Here is an 18,284-nt window from a genome sequence, read left to right on the forward strand (position 1 = left end):
CTATGGTTAAAATGTGAGAGGTGGAACAGTGGATTTGAAGGAGGAAAAGCATGGAAATTCTTTATGTACCCATTGATGAAAGACCGTGTAATACCCATATCGTTGAGAGAATTGCAAACACAGCAGAAGATATTAAGTTACTTCTACCACCAAATGAATTTTTTGGGAATAAAAAAACCCCTTCAGACACGGAAAAAATATGGGAATGGATAAATAACGAGGCAGTTCGATCCGATGCAATTATTCTTAGTATCGACATGCTCGTATATGGTGGTTTAATCCCTTCACGATTACATGAATTGACAGAAGATAAAGCAGTCAAGTGGATGAATCGATTAAGGTCTTTACGTAAAAAGTATTCCAATCTACCAATCTATGCATCAAATATGATTATGCGTACACCTAAATATAGTTCTAGTGATGAGGAGCCAGACTACTATGAAGATTGGGGGAAGGAAATATATTTACAGGCTTATTTACATGATAAAAGCAGGCGTGTCCAATTGTCTGCAAAAGAAAAAGATCAATTAGCTGAAATTCAAAATAAGTTACCCCAAAACTTTGTAGAAGACTATGAGAAAAGAAGACAGTTCAATTCCATGGTGAACGAATATGTCCTAGATTTAGTGAAGGAAGGGGTTATTTCTTTTCTAGTTATTCCTCAAGATGATAGTGCGGAATTTGGTTATACAGCAATAGATCAAAAGGTAATTGTTTCTAAGCGTGAACAATTGCGTTTGGATAAACAGGTATTGATTTATCCGGGTGCAGACGAGGTGGGAGCAACATTGCTTGCTCGCGTTTATAACGATGTGAAAGGATATCAACCAAAAATTTACCCCATTTGGAGCAGTACACTTGGTCCGACACTTATTCCAATGTATGAGGATCGACCTTTTGCTGAAAGTATGAAGTCTCATATTTATGCGGCAGGATGTCGAATGGTAGAACGTCCCGAAGATGCTGATTTGGTTCTTGCTTACAACGTTCCTGGTCGAGTAATGCAGGAAGCCTGGGATCAGCCTGAAAGAGATGTTACTTATTCAAGTTATCGAAATATGCTTCTATTTGTTGAGCAAATAAAAAAATATATTGAACAAGGAATGCATGTAATAATCGCAGATTCTGCCTTTGCTAATGGTGGAGATTCTGAATTAGTTAGACTGTTGGATAACGAAGAAATTCTAAGTAAACTGTTATCTTATAAGGGATGGAATACGAATTGTAATACGTTAGGTACAACCATTTCTCAAGGAGTCATTGGTCAATTTGGTCATTCAAATAAAATACAAGAAAATATTATCTATCATTTATTAGATGACTTTTTATATCAAACGGAAATACGTATGCAGATGGTTTCTGATTATTTGCCAAAACATGATCTGAATTATTTTGATCTAAAAAGGAAGGCAGATATTGTTAATCAAGAGAGAGATAAACGATTACAAAACTCTTTTAATAAGGAATTTGTTCATTCTTTTCAACATGTAAAAATAGAACAATTAAAAACATATGCCCCTTGGAATCGAATGTTTGAATGTGGGATCGACTTAAAAGTGAATTTTGGATAATCTCCATTCTCACGGTATAAAAAAGTATGGGCAAGGAGAAGTAAGTATGAAAAAAAATAGTTTCTTAAATGAGATATATCACCATTTAATCGTATCTTGTCAGGCGCTTGAAGATGAACCATTACATGGAGCTGAAATCATGGCGAAAATGGCTCAAGCTGCAAAAGAAGGTGGAGCAAAAGCGATTAGATGCAACTCTGTACCAGATTGTATAGCCATTAAAAAACAAACAAATCTTCCCGTAATTGCAATTATTAAGCGTGATTATCCTAATAGTGAAATATATATTACACCAACTTTGGAAGAAATTAAAGAATTGCTCTCTGTACGTCCAGAAGTTATCGCCTTAGATGCAACGAAACGAACACGACCTCATCAAGAGAAATTAAAAGATTTGGTTGATTACATTCATGAAAATAGTGATACGCTTGTTATGGGGGACATTGCGACACTTGAAGATGCTAAGTACGCTTATGAATGTAATGTGGACATTCTTTCTTCTACGCTTTCTGGTTATACAAAAGAAACAGAACATAAGGATAGTCCGGATTTTGCTCTAGTGGAAGAACTTTGTAGAACATATACTATTCCAATTATTGCAGAAGGAAAAATTAATACTCCTAATGAAGCAGAGAAAATGCTTGAATTAGGAGCTTGGTCAGTGGTTGTAGGAAGTGCTATTACGAGACCACAGTTAATTACGAAAACGTTTGTACAAGTAATAGAAAAAAAGGGTGATTGTTTTGCATAGGGAAAAAAGAGCAGATGTCATCGTTTTAGGTGGAGGTCTCGGCGGATGTATGGCTTCTCTAGCGGCTGCCAAAATGGGTTTGAACGTGATTTTGACAGAGGAAACCGATTGGATTGGTGGTCAACTTACTAGCCAAGGAGTACCACTAGATGAACATCCATGGATTGAGCAATTCGGTTGTACGGCTACATACCGAGAATTTCGAAATAAAGTACGTGAATATTATAAAACAAATTATCCTTTAACTGATGCAGCAAAAAAGGATGATTTTTTAAATCCCGGAAACGCATGGGTTAGTCGCTTGTCTCATGAGCCGAAAGTAGCTTTAAAAGTGTTGGAAGACATGCTAGCACCTTATGTAAATAGTGGAAGAATTCAAATCTGCTATCACTATAAACCTGATTCCGCCAGTACAGTTGGTGATTTTGTCACATCCGTCACAGTTCGTCATCTATCGAAAGGTGATAAAATAACGCTATTTGGTAAGTACTTCATTGATGCAACTGAAGTCGGTGATGTTTTACCACTTGCGAATGTGGAATATGTGACTGGAGCTGAATCAAAGGAAACAACAGGAGAACCACATGCCTTGGAACAAGAAGATCCACTTGATATGCAATCCATCACATATGTGTTTGCAGTTGATTATTTAGAAGGTAAAGATTATACCATTGAAAAACCTGAGCAATATGAATTTTGGAAGCAATTTATTCCTAGTTATTCAACATATCCTTTATTGAGTTGGTATGCAGTGAATAGCGAAGATACCTCTACGTTAAAAGAGTTTACATTACTCCCAAATGATCAGGACATTCCTTCATTATTTACTTATCGTCGTGCACTGGCTGTCGATCATTTAAGTGACGCCATATATGAGGGGGATGTATCATTAATCAACTGGCCACAAAATGATTATTTTTTAGGTGCAATTGTTGATGTCTCAGAAGAAGTCAGGAAAAAAAATCTGCATGGTGCAAAACAGCTAAGCTTATCTTTGTTATATTGGCTCCAGACTGAAGCTCCAAGGCTCGATGGTGGCAAAGGATACCCAGGTCTACGACTTAGAAAAGATGTACTTGGTACGGAAGATGGACTTGCAAAATATCCATATATCCGGGAGTCAAGGAGGATTAAAGCGGTTTATACTATTACGGAGACGGATGTTAATAAACAGTTTAGAGGAGAGAAAGGAATTCTTCAATATAAAGATAGTATTGGAGTGGGGAGCTACCATTTGGATTTGCATCACACCGTTCATTCTAATCGAACTTTTTATCTGCCAAGTTACCCTTATGAAATTCCTTTAGGCGCAGTGTTACCAACAAGAGTGAGAAATGTCTTGCCAGCTTGTAAAAATATCGGTACAACGCAAATCACCAATGGTTGCTATCGTGTACATCCGACAGAGTGGAATATCGGTGAATCTGTCGGTTATTTGGCTGCTTACGCCATTTTAAATAATATTAGCGCCCATGATGTTCGTGAAAATCAAGATCATTTACTGTCCTATCAGGGCATGTTGAAGCAAAATGGTATCCAGCTACATTGGCCTGAAGATATCGATTTAGCATAGTTCATTAAGGAAGGATATTGTACTTTGATGAAAATCTCGGGAACATTTGATAGTAAAATTGTAAACGAAAGCTATGAATATTATCTATTAAAACCAGCAGAAAAAATGCAAGATGCTTCTATTTTGTATGTTCAAGATGGAAAGGATTACTTAACATTAGGTGGATTGGAAGATACATTTAAAAAATTACTAGCAAGTAATCCATATCTAGCAAATAAAATGATACTTGTCCTAATCCATCCAGGAAGTTCATTGCAAAGATGGCATTCCTATAGTAGAAAAGGAAATCGTTTTAACAAATATATTCAATTTATGACGGATGAATTTATACCCACAATAGAAGAAGAACTAGAAACGAGTAACATACACATTGTAAAACGAGGATTTCTCGGAGACTCATTGGCTGGTAATGTATCTTTGAATATAGCTATTAAAAATCCTAAAAAATGTACGCATTTGTTGCTTCAATCAGCTGCAGTTTCGAAGGATGATATTCAACTGTTACAAGATGTCGAATGTTTGAATTGGAATGTTTATCAAACAGTCGGCATATATGAAGATGAATTTATATCCCCAATTACGAAGGAAAAGATGAATATTCTGTCGTATAATCGAGAACTACGTGACATGTTTACTAAAAAAGGTGCAACGATCCAATACATAGAACTAGAAGAAAATCATGAATGGGTTATTTGGAAACAAGATTTGCCGAATGTATTAGATTATTTTATGATGACTACATAGAGTATACAACATCTAAGAGTCTAGTAAATTAACTTGTCATAGTAGCATGCTGCTAGAAGCGGTCGGATATGCTTTGATTTTCCCGGTTTTGTCAACGTGATTGGTTTAGCTTAATAGGAATTTGAAAGTTGAAAAGAAAATAAATTATGTTGAAATGAGATAGTAAAAATTCATTCTCCACCTATGTAACTAATACAGTAGGTGGAGTTTTTATATTGCCTAAAAAATTAGTATTAGCCCCTCTATTGTTCTTTGGTATAACCAAAGAACGAACAGATAATAATACCCTTAACAATATTTTCCTTATTGTAACAAGCATAAAAAACATTTACAATAAAACATATATCATATATAATATATAATATCTAAAATGTAAGCGTTGTAACGCAAAGGAAAGGAATGAGTTAAATGAAGCATGATCCGAACAAAAGGTTGGAAGGCGAAGTACATGTCAACACTGAAAAAATGGAGTGGGATAGTAAATCACTAGAAGGTCTTTTCGATAAAATGCTTTTTAGAAATGAAGAAACTGGAGCAACTATTGCTCTTATCAAATTTGAAAAGGGCGCAGGTATTCCAATGAAACATGAACATGCATCAAATCAATTTATGTATATGCTTTCTGGAAAGTATCAATATACGGAAACAGGAATTACGTTAGAACCTGGTGATTATTATGCAAATGCAAAAGGAAATTTTCATGGCCCAACAGTAGCACTTGAAGAAACAGTTTTCTTAGAAATATATGATGGTCCTCATTATCCTAGTAGACCAGAATTTTATGATAATGATGAGGATGCACAATAAATTTAGGGGGATTAAAATTGAAAATTATTGAACATGTAAGTCCAAAATTAAGCGAGCCTTTAGGAATTTATTCACAAGCAATTGAGGTAAGTAAGCCGGAACGATTAATTTTTGTATCTGGATTTACTTCAAGAGATAAGGAAGGAAATGTCGTTGGGAAAGACGACATAAAGGTACAGACTGATAATGTTCTAACTAACATGAAACATATTCTTGAAGAAGCAGGAGCAACGATGAATGACATTGTCAAAATGACCTTATATATAAAAGATATGAATATGTTTAATGAAATTCACGAGGTAAGAGCCAAATATTTTGATCAACCATATCCTGCATGTGCCATGTTAGAAGTATCAAGAATGGTAAGTCCAGAACATTTAATTGAAATAGAAGCAATTGCAGCAGTAAAAGAAAATAATAATTAATTAAAAAATTATTGATAGGAAATCCAGTCCAACATCGTATATAGCGGGTTAGACCAATTCGAACCATTCACTAACTTTGGTTCCTGAATGTACCTATAGTCGAGGCAACAATCGTTATTTTTCAATAAATAGATTTAGGGTTTTTCTAGTGATCTCAAAACCAACTGGAATTACTCCTAAGTCTAAATTCTAATTCTTTGTACAAGGAGTGATTTGATGAAAAAACTAGCAAATTTCTTTAACTCGTTAGTTCAAAAATATTTACCGGACCCATTTGTATTCGCTGTCATCCTATTGGTTATTGTTTTATTAAGTGCATTTATTTGGACACCGACTTCCCCAGGTGAAATGATTGATCATTTTGGAGATGGATTTTGGAGTTTACTCGCATTTACAATGCAGTTAAGTATCGTCTTAATTACGAGTTCCGCTATTGCTAATACTCGTTTTATTAAAAAGTATTTAGCAAAACTAGCTTCCATTCCTAAAAATCCAACACAAGCAGTTTTTACAGTTGCAATTGTAACTTCTCTAGTAGGTATCATAAATTGGGGAATCGCACTTGTAGTAGGAATTATTTATGCAAAGGAAGTAGCAAAACAAGTAAAAGGGACACATTATCCTTTATTAATTGCAGCATCTTATATTGGTTTTACGGTATGGAGTTCCGGCTTATCGTCATCCATTCCTTTGACATTGAATACACCTGATCACCCGGTAGAAGGGATTAACGGAATAATACCTTTAACAGAAACAATTTTTACGTTGCATAATTTAATTATTGGGCTTGCGCTAATTTTAACCTATGCATTAGTAAGTAGAATGCTGACACCAAAAGAGCATGAGATTATTGCCATTGATTCTAATAAACTTATAGAGGATGACAACTCTAGTGATTTTGAACAGAAAGTCGACTTAAAAGGAAAATCACTTGCATTTAAATTAGAACATAATCGAATTATCTCTTCGATTGCTGGTATAGTTTGTTTACTGTTTTTTGCTAAAGCAATTATTACAGGGGGAGTTAATGCGATAAACTTAAATACAATTAATATGTTCACGATTGGTTTAGGTTTACTAATGTATAGTGGTGTAAAGCCTTACCTTGAAGCAGCAGGAGGTTCCATCAAGTCAGTTACTCCATTAATCATTTTATACCCATTTTATGGGGCGATTCAAACAATGTTAGCGGGTTCAGGCTTAGGAGAAATTGTTTCTAATTATTTTGCGTCTATTGCAACAGCAGAAACACTCCCTATTTTGACATATTTAGCAGCAGGTTTTCTTAATTTATTTGTTCCGGCAGCAGGTGGACAGATTATTATTCAAGGACCTATCTTTTTACCGATAGCTGAGCAACTTGGTGTTCCACAAGGGTTAATAGCAATGGCAATCACTTATGGTGATACATGGACAAACTTACTTCAACCATTTTGGGCGTTACCAGCACTAGCGTTAGCCGGTTTAGGAGTTCGTGATATCATGGGATATTGTATTACAGCAATGCTTGTTAGCGGTGTTGTAACTGGTGTATTACTAACAATATTACCAATAATTCTTTAAAATAATGTCTTAATTTCCTCATATGGTATATTATATATAATATACGCTGTATGAAATAGGAGAGATTTATATGAAGGAATATAAGACGAAAAGAGCAATGATTTATGATGTATTAAAACAAGAAATTTATGATGGTGTGTATAAGCCTGGTGAAAAATTAACGATTAGTAAATTGGCCAAACGATTTGGTAGTAGCGATATTCCTGTACGGGAAGCAATCAATCAACTTCAATCAGATAATTTAGCGATCGTTAAGCCTCATATTGGTGCATTTGTTGCACCACTATCCTTAAAAGATATTAAAAATATATTTGAAGTAAGGGTTGAAATCGAGGCACTCGCAACAAGACTGGCGACAAATAATATGAATAAAGAAGAGATAGAAAAGTTACAACATCTTATAGATGAATCATATAAGGCACTGGAACGTCATGATTTTGATAAACTTGAATCATTGAATATTGATTTCCATATGGGGATTTATCGACAAAGTAATAATGATATCCTTGTTCAACTAATCCAAGATTTATGGAAAAATGGAAATCGATATGGCTCTATTTTTAAAAAGAACGATAAACATAATATACTTTCCTTAAAAGAACATGAAGAAACCATTCGATATTTACAAGAAAAAAATGCTTTGAAAGCAGAAGAAGCAATGTTAAAGCATACGTCAAGAGTAATGGAAGAAGTATTAGAACTCATTAAAAAAGATATTAAGCAAATAGAAGAAAAGTTAAAATGAATCTTGGGGGCTTAAAATGAGATTTGCATCGTATCAAGTAGGCAAAGAAGAAAAGTTAGGCATCGTTAGAAATGATAACTTGATTGACATTTCCTCTTTATATCACGATATTTTTCAAGTGATTGAAGATGGGGAAAAAGCATTTGTAAAAATAAATGACTTTATTAGTAAGCAACAATTGGATGTAACACAAATGGAGCATACGGAATTACTAGCACCAATGAAGAGAGCGAAACGAAATATTATTTGTGTAGGTTGGAATTATTTGGAGCATTTTAATGAGAGACATAATCAAAATATTGAACTTCCAGAATCTCCAACTGTCTTTACAAAAGCGACGAACACAATTACTGGACCTTTTAGTGATATTCACGTCGATAGTGATTATACAAATAAATTAGATTATGAAGCAGAATTAGCTGTTATTATTGCTAAACGAGGTAAAAATATTGTAAAAGAAGAGGCAGAAGAATATGTTTTTGGGTATGCTGTTGCAAATGATATATCTGCAAGAGATGTCCAATTTGCTCATGGTGGGCAATGGTTTTTAGGGAAAAGTATGGATGAATCATGTCCAATTGGACCATATATTGTAACGAAAGACGAAATAGATGATGTTCAACGTTTAGAGATCAGTTGCTACGTTAATGGGACAAGAGTTCAACATAGTAATACGGAATTAATGATGTTTCAAGTAGCTGATATTATCGCGGAGATTTCTAAAGGAATGACACTTGAGCCAGGGGATATTATTTTAACTGGAACTCCTCAAGGAATTGGATCTAAGAGAAATCCACCGTTATTCTTACAACATAATGATATTGTTACAGTAGAAGTTGAACAAATTGGTCAAATTAAAAATAAGATTAAGTATTAATAGAGTATGATTTTTCCAAGAAGGCATCTATTTTAGTATAGGATAATCATTTTAGGACTACAAAACACTTCAAAAGTGGCTTGTAGTTTTTTTGTAATCTAGGAAACTATATTTGAATTGTGGATAAGGTTAGTTTGTAATATTAGTCGTGTCTAGCTTCAGTGCTAAAGCTGTAGCAAATTTCAAGCTTCTTCCTGTAGTTGTGAAAAATGCGTAATAATGGCGATAGAGGGGGGCCTTATTTTTATAGTCAAAGATGATTTTCTATCTATATTTCTTAGATTCATGATATAGTTAGAAAAACATTATTTTAAGGAGTTACAATGAAGCAATTAGTATATTTCGGTATAGAGCAGGCGAAAGCATGTCTTTTTCCTGTCACCATTTTTTTAACGCTTGCGATTACTAGAATGATAGATATTCCGTTTATTGCGAGATACGATTTCATTTTACTCATTTGTTTAGTGACTCAAGTCCTCATGGTCATCTTTAAAGTGGAAACATGGGATGAAGTTAAGGTTATTTGTGTCTTTCATATTATTGGACTTTCATTAGAGATTTATAAAGTACATATGGGTTCATGGAGCTACCCGGAGTCTGCATATTCAAAAGTATTCGGAGTCCCTTTATATAGTGGATTTATGTATGCAAGTGTTGCTAGTTATATGTGTCAAGCATGGAGAAGGCTAAATTTAAAGCTGGAACATTTTCCACCAAATTGGCTTGTCTTTTTGTTGAGCATAGGAATCTATTTTAACTTTTATACACATCATTATATAGTTGATGTTCGCTGGATATTAAAACTAGCAACCTTCATCATATTCTTCAAAACATTCGTTTATTTTACAGTCAATGAGCGTGAATATAAAATGCCGCTTTCTTTATCCTTTTTGCTTATCGGCTTTTTTATTTGGATCGCAGAAAATATTGCTACGTTTTTTGGGGCGTGGCGCTACCCGAATCAACAGGCACATTGGGAACTTGTTCATATCGGTAAAATTAGTTCTTGGTTCTTACTTGTCATTATTAGTTTTTTAATTGTCGCTCTATTAAAACATTTTAAGGAAAGTCGATCCCCTCATCCGATAAATAAAATGGGTACAAATAAAATATCCTAACATGATTGTCCAAAGACTTCAAATCCATTTAGTTGGAAAGGGAGTCTTTTTTGTTCAGATATTGTCTAGAAGCGGCATATATAATAATAAGAATAGGGGATATTTTATAGCATATTTGGAGGCAGACAGATGAAAAAAGCGGACATACATATTGCGATCATTGATCAGCAACAATTATTTCGTGAAGGATTAAAATTTTTGTTAGAAGATGAACCTTTTTTTAACGTTTTCATAAGCAGTAACGATATTTCAATTGTACAATCACTTTTACCAACTACTAGAATAGATGTTCTTTTAATAGACATCAATATATTTATGAAACATAAAATGTTTATCCAAGAAATAATTGACCTCTTTCCAAAAATAAAAATAATTGCTCTTTCATCGGAAGAGGGAGAAAATTACGTAGCAGAAGCAATTAAGCATGGTGTGCATGGATACCTTTTAAAAGAAATGGATCCACAATCGTTTATACATACGATACATGTCGTGTTAAAAGGTGAATCTTCCATTCCCCAAGCCCTTACACAAGAGTTGATTAATGAGTACCGAAAATTGTTTGAACCTGAAGATGAAAAAGATCTGGTTAAGGTGAAAAAGCCATTGTATTTATACACAGATCGCGAATATGATGTTCTTCAGTTACTGGCAAACGGAAAGAAAAACCATGATATAGCTAAAATATTACAAATAAGTGAACAAACGGTGAAACATCATGTAAATAATATATTGAAAAAAATGAATGTAAAAGGGCGCACTGAAGCCGCAGTGATTGCTATTCGAAATAATTGGGTGGAAATATAAGAAATAATAATTTGTTTCAGGGGAAGGTAAAAGCTGAAAATGAATGGTGGAAAAATAAATATTAACAGATCATAACCAGCCATCGCCGTAATTGTGCAGATGACTGGTCGTTTTTAAACGATCTAACTTTAAAAGAAAAATGGTATCTGCCGCACCAGATAAGAATAAATTTTTACAAAAAACGAAGATTCGTTGCTAATATTAATAAAAAATCGAGTTTGGTAGAAAAGCTGATACGAGTACATTTGGCATGTTGACTATTTCACTTATCCGTAAATCAACCGCTACACTGCAAAGCATATACGCTTCTTCATCCGTCATTCTGTACGTATCTACTAAATATTCAATCATATAACTGATCGCTTTTTTAGAAGCTGAAGCGAGATCTGTTCCATGACCAGTTGTAACAAAATATCCTTTACTATCTGCCTCAGGTGTAGGGATACCAGGTATTTCATAACGTGGTTCAGGAATACTTTTACCTTTATGTAACTTTATTCGTACGGTCGTTTCCATTGAGGCTTCAATTGCTGTACCACAAACTTCTCCGTCACCTTGTGCTGCGTGTGTATCCCCTATAGAAAATAATGCACCTTCCACCCAAACAGGTAAATATAACTTAGTCCCGCGGGTTAAATGGCGTACATCAATATTACCACCATTTTTTCTTGGTGGAACGACATTGAAATGACCATTTTCAGGTAATGCAACACCTACTGTACCAGGAAAAGGTTTAATAAATAGGTCAATACCAGGCAAAAATTCAGTCTTATTACCTTTTGTTAAATCATACGTTTTCATGGCTGGTTCAGTAAAATGGTCAGATAAAAGCCCAAACCCTGGAATGATTGCTGTCCAACCCCAATCTAATTGTTGGAAATTAATCATTTCTACTTCAAGTGTGTCACCAGGTTCAGCACCTTTTACATAAACAGGTCCGGCAACAGGGTTTACTTTTTCAAAATTAATTTGTTTAATATCTTCTTTTGTTGCCTTTTTTGTGAATTGCCCTCCAGATGCTTCCATAATTTCATACGTAATAATTTGTCCTGAATCTACCTCAGCTATTGGTGTAAATGTGTTATCCCATCCGTAATGTTTATGAGCATTGAAGCCATGAATGGTCATATGTGAATGGTTGTGATGGTGCATAGTCATATTGCATTCTCCTTTCTACATTGATACGTCTCTTGTTGTAATTGGAAAGTAAATTGTTACAAGTTGACTTGCCGCTATCCAAACGTTCGCCTTATATGCTACGTTCATCTTGACATTAGGGATAATGATCATACTAATCAAAGGTAAAATCTAGCCACTGTTATGCTTTTGTCCTTGGCTGTCAGCAGATTTTCTGAAAATGTTAAATAGCATCAAATCCCAAAAAGCTTCATTTCGCAATGGACGCTGCTCCCATAACAATACTCATACTAATATAGCAGGATTATCCAATGGATCAAAGGAAAATACTTTTACTCATTGTAGTGATTCCAACGACCAGAAAAACAAGCAAGCCAGCTAATTAAAAGATAGGATCATTCGTTCAGTTTGTAGGTTGAAACCGATTAGAATGAACGTTTGTATAAATAACGACAAGGAAGACGAGCAAAGTTCAATTTGGTATTACTTGTCACAATCCTATTAATGTGGTGGCACTTATTACATAGAGAGGGAAGGTATTAAAAGAACCTAACAGATTTGTCTACTTGCAATATTGAATAATTTCTTTTTTGAGTAGTAGATATACCCCCAATGGGAGTGCTTCCGATATTTTGGCATAGCTAAAGTAGATAAACTAAGTGGATAGGTACTAATACTTGACTAAGTAATTCATCGTAAGTATATTAGTTTTATCTATGAAGGTAGAATGTGTATGTGAAACGACCTTAGTGATAGTATATTCCTAATTTGTATTTATGCAGTTTCAATGATGATCACCGGAAAAGTGATACGAGGAGATTGCAAGGTCTTAACAGAAATGACCGGATTAATTATCGTCATGAATTAGTTGAGTTATATTTATCAAATAATGTGGGTAATTTCGTTTAAAGGGGATGTGAAAAATGACAGCTGCAATAACGTTATGGGAAGCATACTTAATTGAAACACCACTTGCCAAAGGATTGGATGCTGATCGTCTACTTGCATATGTCGTAGCAGGGGATCGTAAGGAGTTAAATGCATTTGACGATACTTTTGATTATGATGATTTAATAGAATCATATAAAAAAGATCCAGAAACAATTGAAACAGCAATAAAGTCAGGATATACCGTAAAGTTCATCTCGATTCATGGTATAAAGAGGTTGGTTCGCTTGAAGTTTGGACTTATTGAAAATGAAGATTATGTAGTACAAAACGAGGAAAAGTTAATCGGTATTCCATTAAATGAAGAACAACTTCATATGTTAAAAGAGCTTTTGTCACCTCAATGGCATGTCGATGTTAACGAGGAAAAACAGGGTAGTTATGAAGTGAATGTCGCACATGTAATTAATGTGAATTAATTGATTGGTTGCATTGTCTAAGAATGCTTAAGAAAAAATGTTACATCTTTCAAAAGAGTAACATTTTTTCTTTTGGCATTTATGCTCCATTAAGTAAATGTGTAGATAACCGAATTTCCGTACTTCCTCGGTTATTTCCGCACTTCTCTCGAAATTTGCGCACTTTCCCGAAGATTTCCACGCTCCTAACATCTCTTTTCACTACTAATAAAACTAGTCATAATGACCTGCATTTATATGCTTAAATCTTATTGAAAACAATAATTAATAAAAAATAGGTAAAAACTCCTTGACTTTTATTTTGGATTATTTTATATTTGTAAGTATCTCGATGAACAAAATTACATTGCATGAACAACTGTTCAAAAACCACGGATTGGGGGATGATGCTGTGGAAAAAGAAAAGATAAGACAAATGGTGAAGATTTGCCAATTGTATTATCTGGAGGGATATAATCAACAACAATTAGCTAAAAAGTTTGGAATTTCAAGACCGCAAATTAGTCGAATAATTAGTTCGGCAAAAGAAGAAGGAATTGTGGAGATTAAAGTTAATAATCCATTTGGTGATGAGTCGATCATTGAGCAAGAATTGGTGGACAAGTTTGGACTGAATGATGCCGTTATCGTAGACACTGCAAATATGACGAAGGATCAATCGTTTGGATCGGTGGCAAAGGCAGGTGCGATCTTTTTAGAAAGCGTTATTAAAAAAGGTGACGAAGTCGGTGTCATGGCTGGAAAAGCAATTCAGCAAGTAGTTCAGTTGATCAATGGTCAGGCGAAAAAAAATGTTCATGTGATTCCACTCGTTGGTGGGTTAGGAATACAAGGGGCTAACTGGCATGCGAATTCGAATGTGATTCAATTGGCTGAAAATTTACAATGTGATTATTATGTATTGAATGCCCCTGTAATAGTCAGTTCACCAGAAATGAAACTTCAACTTATTCAAGAAGAAGATATTAAAAAAGTATTAGATCGTTATCAAACCTTGAAAATAGCAGTAGTTGGAATTGGGGAAATAACGGAAGAAGCGACATTTTTCAAAACGATGAATTTAAATCAAAAGGAACTAACCGATATTAAAGACGCGGGTGCTGTATGTAGTATTGGTAAAACTTTTTTAAATTCAAAGGGGGAAGAGGTTGCAAAAGAATTATCAGACCGCATGATTGGAATATCTACTGAACACTTAAAGGAAGTCGATCAAGTGATTGCTGTAGCTGCTGGCGAGAAAAAGATTGATGCCATCGTAGCGAGTTTATTAGGGCAATGGGTCGATGTGTTAGTGACAGATGTTCAAACAGGGAAACACATTTTACAATATTCAACATGAAGGAGAGTTCAAACATGAAGAAATTATTAATGTTATTCATGGGAATTGCTTTAGTCGCAGTATTTACAGCTTGTTCAAGTGATGGTGGAGAAGAGGGTACACAGGAAAATGCTTCAAATGATGATGGAGAAAAAAGTATTTCTATTTTAACTCCTTATCTATCTTCTGTTACAACGAAGCAAATGGTTGACGAAATTGAAGTAAAAGCGAAGGACAATGGCTGGAAAGTAAATGTCATCGATACAAAAGGGGATGCAGGTGGATTAGCGTCACGTATGGAAGATGTTATTTTAGCTAAAACAGACGCTATTGTCATTGTGAGTACAGATCCAAATCAAGTGGCTGCACAAATTAAACAAGCGGATGACGCGGGAATTCCTGTCTTCGGAAGTGATTCAGGCTATATTGAAGGTATGACAATGAATGCGACAAGTGATAATGAAGAAATGTCAAAAATGATGACAGAATATTTATTTGAGCAATTGGATGGAAAAGGAAAATTAATCGTTTTAACACACCGTCCACACCCAGGGGTTTTAAAACGTACGGAAACATTAGATGCATTGTTAGAAGAGTATCCTGATATTGAAGTCCTTACGGAACAAGAAGTAGAAGTTCCTGGTCCAATTGAAAGTGCTCGTCAACAGATGGAAAACTTGCTCCTTGCAAATAAAGATGATGATGCTATTACAGCCGTTTGGGCTGGTTGGGACGAGCCGGCAATTGGGGCAGCACAAGCCATTGAAGCGGATGGCCGTGACGGAATTATCGTTACTGGTATCGATGGAAATAGCCAAGCAGTTGAAATGATTAAAGATGGCTCACCAATTAAAGCAACAGTAGAACAAAACTTTATCGGCATGTCCGAAATCGTCATTGAACAAATGGAAAAAGTATTTAATGGAGAAGAAGTAGACGGAACTGAATTGTATGCTCCAGCTACATTAATTACGGCAGAATAAAAACAACTCAGAGGTGAAAGTGACTGATGTTATTACAAACAAGGGAAATCACAAAAATATTTGGCGGTCATAAAGCGTTGGAAAATGTGACTATTTCGTTTGAAGCAGGCACTGTTCACTCATTATTAGGCGAAAATGGTGCGGGGAAATCCACACTCATTAAAATACTGACAGGTGTTTATCAACCAACAAATGGACAAATTATTTGGCAAGGGCAACAGACTTTCATTAATCGACCCAAAGATGCTCAAGATCTTGGTGTAAATGTAATACACCAAGATCGCCAACTTGTCCCTTATTTTACGGGTTTAGAAAATTTGTTTTTGAATCGAACCTATCCGAAAAATAAGCTCGGTGGTATTAACTGGAGTAAAATGAGAGAACAAGCAAATGCATTAAAGGAAAAGTGGAAAATTGATATAACATTAGATAAACCAGTTTATGATTTGACGCCAACAGAGCGAACGATGCTCGAAATATTACGAGCGATGAGTTATGAATCGAAAGTACTCATTTTAGATGAACCGACAGCTTCTTTAACAGATAAAGAATCAGAATTGTTATTTTCATTAATCGACCATTTGAAAAAAGAAAATGTGGCAATCATTTATATTTCACACCGACTAGAAGAAGTCATTAAAATCTCAGATCATGTCACTGTGTTAACAGGTGGAAAAGTCACGGCATCTCTACAAAAAGAGGAGATAACGAGAGAAAGAATTATTCATCATATGACAGATGGAAAAGAAATGAAAACAGCAGAAAAAAGTAGTAATAAACAGCGATCTAGTACATTATTACTTTCTGTTAAAAAGTTAGGAACGAAAGATAAAAAAGTAGAAGATGTTACTTTTGATGTTCATGCTGGAGAAATAGTCGGAATGTATGGTCTGGCTGGCTCAGGAAGAACGGAAAGTATGGAAGCCATTTTTGGATTGAGAGAAAAAACAACAGGATCCATTACGTATAAGGAAAAGTTGCTAGGAAAAGTTTCACCAAAACAAATGATAAAAGCTGGGATGATTTTAATACCTGAAAATAGACATGATGAAGGTTTAATCATGTCAAACACGATCCGTCATAATATGACATTACCGATTTTAGATGACGTATCAAAAGCGGGAGTTATAACTAGTTCTGTGGAAGGTAAAAAAGTATCCGAAGAAATGAAACGTTTTAAAGTGAAGGCTGTAAGTGAAAATCAGAAGGTGGCTGAATTAAGTGGAGGTAATCAACAAAAGGTCGTCTTTGGTAAGGCGCTTCTAACAAATCCTGATTTATATATTTGTGATGAACCAACACAAGCAGTAGACATTATGACACGAAACGATATTCATTTATTTTTACAAGAACAAGCCAAATTAGGAAAAGGGGTTATTTTTGTATCCTCTGATATCCAAGAAATTCTTGAAATTAGTGATCGAATTATTGTGTATAGTGAAGGGAAGACAGTAGCTGAGCTTGTCAATGACCGAATTGATACACATACTATTTTAGATATATGTTACAAACATCAAAAGGGGGAAAAATAGAATGAGTCAAACGATAAAACAACAGAAGCAAAAAATGTCATTCTCCCAAAAATTAAGTGCTTATGGAACCATTTTTGCTGGGATTGCATTAATTGTGATATTTAGTATTTTAAGTCCGGATTCATTTATGACGTTTGATAATGCAATCAATATTACGAGGCAAATTTCCTTTTTAGTCATTATTGCAATTGGTGCAACACTTGTCATGAGTGTGCAGGAATTTGATTTATCGATCGGTGCCATGGCAAGTCTTGGTGGCGTCGTCTCGGCTAAACTTGCCATTGCAGGAGTGCCGATTTTCGTTAGTATTTTAGTACCTGTCGTGATCGGATTTGTGATCGGATTAATCAGTGGTGCCATTGTGACACGTTTTCGAGTGTTATCATTTGTTACAACACTTGCGATGGGAACGGTAATTGGTGGGTTTACTTTTTGGTTAACAGGTGGGTCAACCGTTTTTGAAAATATACCGGAAAGTTTTAAATTTCTTGGACAAACACAAATTTTCGTTTTTCCACTACTTTCTATCATTATGATTATTCTTGTCATCATTTTTTGGTATGTGATGGCACATACAACGTTAGGACGTCGTTTTTACGCGATTGGTGGAAATGAGAAAGCTTCTGAAGTTTCAGGTGTAAGTATTAATTATTATAAAACAATTGCCTTCGCTTTATGTGGTATGTTAGCAGCATTGACTGGTGCACTTTTAGCATCTCGTTTAGGTTCTGCACATCCAACTGGTGGAGAGGCATATTTTCTTAATGCCTATGCAGCTGTCTTTTTAGGGATGACTGTTGTTCGTAGTGGTATTTCGAATGTCGTTGGAACTTTATTCGGAGCAGCCATTTTAGGGATATTAGCAAATGGTTTAACTATTTTACAAGTACCTTCCTTTATGCAGGATGTTATTACAGGGATCATTATTATTGCAGCATTAATATTTCAAAAGATAGGACGTGAATAAAA

At 34.9% G+C, this 18,284-nt stretch carries 17 protein-coding genes; 16 read left to right on the top strand and 1 reads right to left on the bottom strand.

What is annotated here, in order from left to right; genetic code table 11:
* Positions 1 to 50: 50 nt before the first annotated feature.
* From DFR56_RS00370 to DFR56_RS00420, 11 genes are all read left to right on the top strand, one after another.
* Entirely contained in the window at positions 51 to 1,571 is a 1,521-nt protein-coding gene (locus tag DFR56_RS00370) for a DUF4127 family protein (RefSeq protein ID WP_110393443.1), read from the top strand.
* Between the two features lie 46 nt (positions 1,572 to 1,617).
* On the top strand, positions 1,618 to 2,322 hold the full coding sequence (locus tag DFR56_RS00375) for an N-acetylmannosamine-6-phosphate 2-epimerase (protein WP_110393444.1): 705 nt from the start codon (positions 1,618 to 1,620) through the stop codon (positions 2,320 to 2,322).
* Positions 2,315 to 3,895 carry an FAD-dependent oxidoreductase gene (locus DFR56_RS00380; protein ID WP_170124484.1) on the top strand — a complete coding sequence of 527 codons (1,581 nt, stop codon included), beginning with the start codon at positions 2,315 to 2,317 and terminating at the stop codon, positions 3,893 to 3,895. The genes DFR56_RS00375 and DFR56_RS00380 overlap by 8 nt, the downstream gene beginning before the upstream one ends.
* A 27-nt stretch (positions 3,896 to 3,922) precedes the next feature.
* Positions 3,923 to 4,639 (top strand): alpha/beta hydrolase, encoded by a 717-nt coding sequence (locus DFR56_RS00385; RefSeq protein WP_110393446.1) that lies wholly within the window; start codon positions 3,923 to 3,925, stop codon positions 4,637 to 4,639.
* A 408-nt stretch (positions 4,640 to 5,047) separates the two neighbouring features.
* The gene (locus DFR56_RS00390; RefSeq protein ID WP_110393447.1) at positions 5,048 to 5,446 is read left to right on the top strand and encodes a cupin domain-containing protein; all 399 of its coding nucleotides are present in this window, start codon (positions 5,048 to 5,050) and stop codon (positions 5,444 to 5,446) included.
* Positions 5,447 to 5,463: 17 nt separating this feature from the next.
* Positions 5,464 to 5,871, top strand: coding sequence for a RidA family protein (locus tag DFR56_RS00395; RefSeq protein ID WP_110393448.1), 408 nt, complete (start codon positions 5,464 to 5,466; stop codon positions 5,869 to 5,871).
* Positions 5,872 to 6,087: 216 nt separating this feature from the next.
* Positions 6,088 to 7,434, top strand: a complete 1,347-nt coding sequence (locus DFR56_RS00400) for a short-chain fatty acid transporter (RefSeq protein ID WP_110393449.1) — start codon at positions 6,088 to 6,090, stop codon at positions 7,432 to 7,434.
* Between the two features lie 70 nt (positions 7,435 to 7,504).
* On the top strand, positions 7,505 to 8,179 hold the full coding sequence (locus DFR56_RS00405; protein ID WP_110393450.1) for a GntR family transcriptional regulator: 675 nt from the start codon (positions 7,505 to 7,507) through the stop codon (positions 8,177 to 8,179).
* Between the two features lie 16 nt (positions 8,180 to 8,195).
* Positions 8,196 to 9,056: a fumarylacetoacetate hydrolase family protein gene (locus DFR56_RS00410; protein ID WP_110393451.1), complete on the top strand. Its 861-nt coding sequence runs from the start codon at positions 8,196 to 8,198 to the stop codon at positions 9,054 to 9,056.
* Positions 9,057 to 9,379: 323 nt separating this feature from the next.
* Positions 9,380 to 10,174, top strand: a complete 795-nt coding sequence (locus DFR56_RS00415) for a DUF817 domain-containing protein (RefSeq protein ID WP_110393452.1) — start codon at positions 9,380 to 9,382, stop codon at positions 10,172 to 10,174.
* 129 nt (positions 10,175 to 10,303) lie between these two features.
* Positions 10,304 to 10,978 carry a LuxR C-terminal-related transcriptional regulator gene (locus DFR56_RS00420; protein WP_110393453.1) on the top strand — a complete coding sequence of 225 codons (675 nt, stop codon included), beginning with the start codon at positions 10,304 to 10,306 and terminating at the stop codon, positions 10,976 to 10,978.
* Positions 10,979 to 11,179: 201 nt separating this feature from the next.
* Here DFR56_RS00420 and DFR56_RS00425 read toward each other — a convergent pair whose 3' ends face one another.
* Positions 11,180 to 12,136 (bottom strand): acetamidase/formamidase family protein, encoded by a 957-nt coding sequence (locus DFR56_RS00425; RefSeq protein ID WP_110393454.1) that lies wholly within the window; start codon positions 12,134 to 12,136, stop codon positions 11,180 to 11,182.
* A gap of 902 nt (positions 12,137 to 13,038) precedes the next feature.
* On the opposite strand from DFR56_RS00425, the gene DFR56_RS00430 reads away from it, so the two are divergent.
* From DFR56_RS00430 to DFR56_RS00450, 5 genes are all read left to right on the top strand, one after another.
* The gene (locus tag DFR56_RS00430) at positions 13,039 to 13,482 is read left to right on the top strand and encodes a hypothetical protein (protein ID WP_110393455.1); all 444 of its coding nucleotides are present in this window, start codon (positions 13,039 to 13,041) and stop codon (positions 13,480 to 13,482) included.
* Between the two features lie 391 nt (positions 13,483 to 13,873).
* A complete protein-coding gene (locus DFR56_RS00435) occupies positions 13,874 to 14,821 on the top strand; it encodes a sugar-binding transcriptional regulator (protein ID WP_158525442.1) in 948 nt (315 codons plus the stop codon).
* A gap of 14 nt (positions 14,822 to 14,835) precedes the next feature.
* Positions 14,836 to 15,783: a sugar ABC transporter substrate-binding protein gene (locus tag DFR56_RS00440; RefSeq protein WP_110393457.1), complete on the top strand. Its 948-nt coding sequence runs from the start codon at positions 14,836 to 14,838 to the stop codon at positions 15,781 to 15,783.
* Between the two features lie 26 nt (positions 15,784 to 15,809).
* Positions 15,810 to 17,315, top strand: coding sequence for a sugar ABC transporter ATP-binding protein (locus tag DFR56_RS00445; RefSeq protein ID WP_110393458.1), 1,506 nt, complete (start codon positions 15,810 to 15,812; stop codon positions 17,313 to 17,315).
* 1 nt (position 17,316) lies between these two features.
* Positions 17,317 to 18,282, top strand: coding sequence for an ABC transporter permease (locus tag DFR56_RS00450; RefSeq protein ID WP_110393459.1), 966 nt, complete (start codon positions 17,317 to 17,319; stop codon positions 18,280 to 18,282).
* The last annotated feature ends 2 nt before the right edge of the window (positions 18,283 to 18,284 follow it).

Source organism: Pseudogracilibacillus auburnensis (assembly GCF_003201975.1).
Classification (GTDB): domain Bacteria; phylum Bacillota; class Bacilli; order Bacillales; family Amphibacillaceae; genus Pseudogracilibacillus; species Pseudogracilibacillus auburnensis.

What these genes read in the sequence shown, in the direction of transcription:
- DFR56_RS00430 (WP_110393455.1), top strand. Translation starts at nt 13,039, where the DNA reads ATGACAGCTGCAATAACGTTATGGGAAGCATACTTAATTGAAACACCA.
- DFR56_RS00420 (WP_110393453.1), top strand. Translation starts at nt 10,304, where the DNA reads ATGAAAAAAGCGGACATACATATTGCGATCATTGATCAGCAACAATTA.
- DFR56_RS00385 (WP_110393446.1), top strand. Translation starts at nt 3,923, where the DNA reads ATGAAAATCTCGGGAACATTTGATAGTAAAATTGTAAACGAAAGCTAT.
- DFR56_RS00415 (WP_110393452.1), top strand. Translation starts at nt 9,380, where the DNA reads ATGAAGCAATTAGTATATTTCGGTATAGAGCAGGCGAAAGCATGTCTT.
- DFR56_RS00400 (WP_110393449.1), top strand. Translation starts at nt 6,088, where the DNA reads ATGAAAAAACTAGCAAATTTCTTTAACTCGTTAGTTCAAAAATATTTA.
- DFR56_RS00410 (WP_110393451.1), top strand. Translation starts at nt 8,196, where the DNA reads ATGAGATTTGCATCGTATCAAGTAGGCAAAGAAGAAAAGTTAGGCATC.
- DFR56_RS00370 (WP_110393443.1), top strand. Translation starts at nt 51, where the DNA reads ATGGAAATTCTTTATGTACCCATTGATGAAAGACCGTGTAATACCCAT.
- DFR56_RS00445 (WP_110393458.1), top strand. Translation starts at nt 15,810, where the DNA reads ATGTTATTACAAACAAGGGAAATCACAAAAATATTTGGCGGTCATAAA.
- DFR56_RS00390 (WP_110393447.1), top strand. Translation starts at nt 5,048, where the DNA reads ATGAAGCATGATCCGAACAAAAGGTTGGAAGGCGAAGTACATGTCAAC.
- DFR56_RS00375 (WP_110393444.1), top strand. Translation starts at nt 1,618, where the DNA reads ATGAAAAAAAATAGTTTCTTAAATGAGATATATCACCATTTAATCGTA.
- DFR56_RS00405 (WP_110393450.1), top strand. Translation starts at nt 7,505, where the DNA reads ATGAAGGAATATAAGACGAAAAGAGCAATGATTTATGATGTATTAAAA.
- DFR56_RS00425 (WP_110393454.1), bottom strand. Translation starts at nt 12,136, where the DNA reads ATGACTATGCACCATCACAACCATTCACATATGACCATTCATGGCTTC.
- DFR56_RS00450 (WP_110393459.1), top strand. Translation starts at nt 17,317, where the DNA reads ATGAGTCAAACGATAAAACAACAGAAGCAAAAAATGTCATTCTCCCAA.
- DFR56_RS00440 (WP_110393457.1), top strand. Translation starts at nt 14,836, where the DNA reads ATGAAGAAATTATTAATGTTATTCATGGGAATTGCTTTAGTCGCAGTA.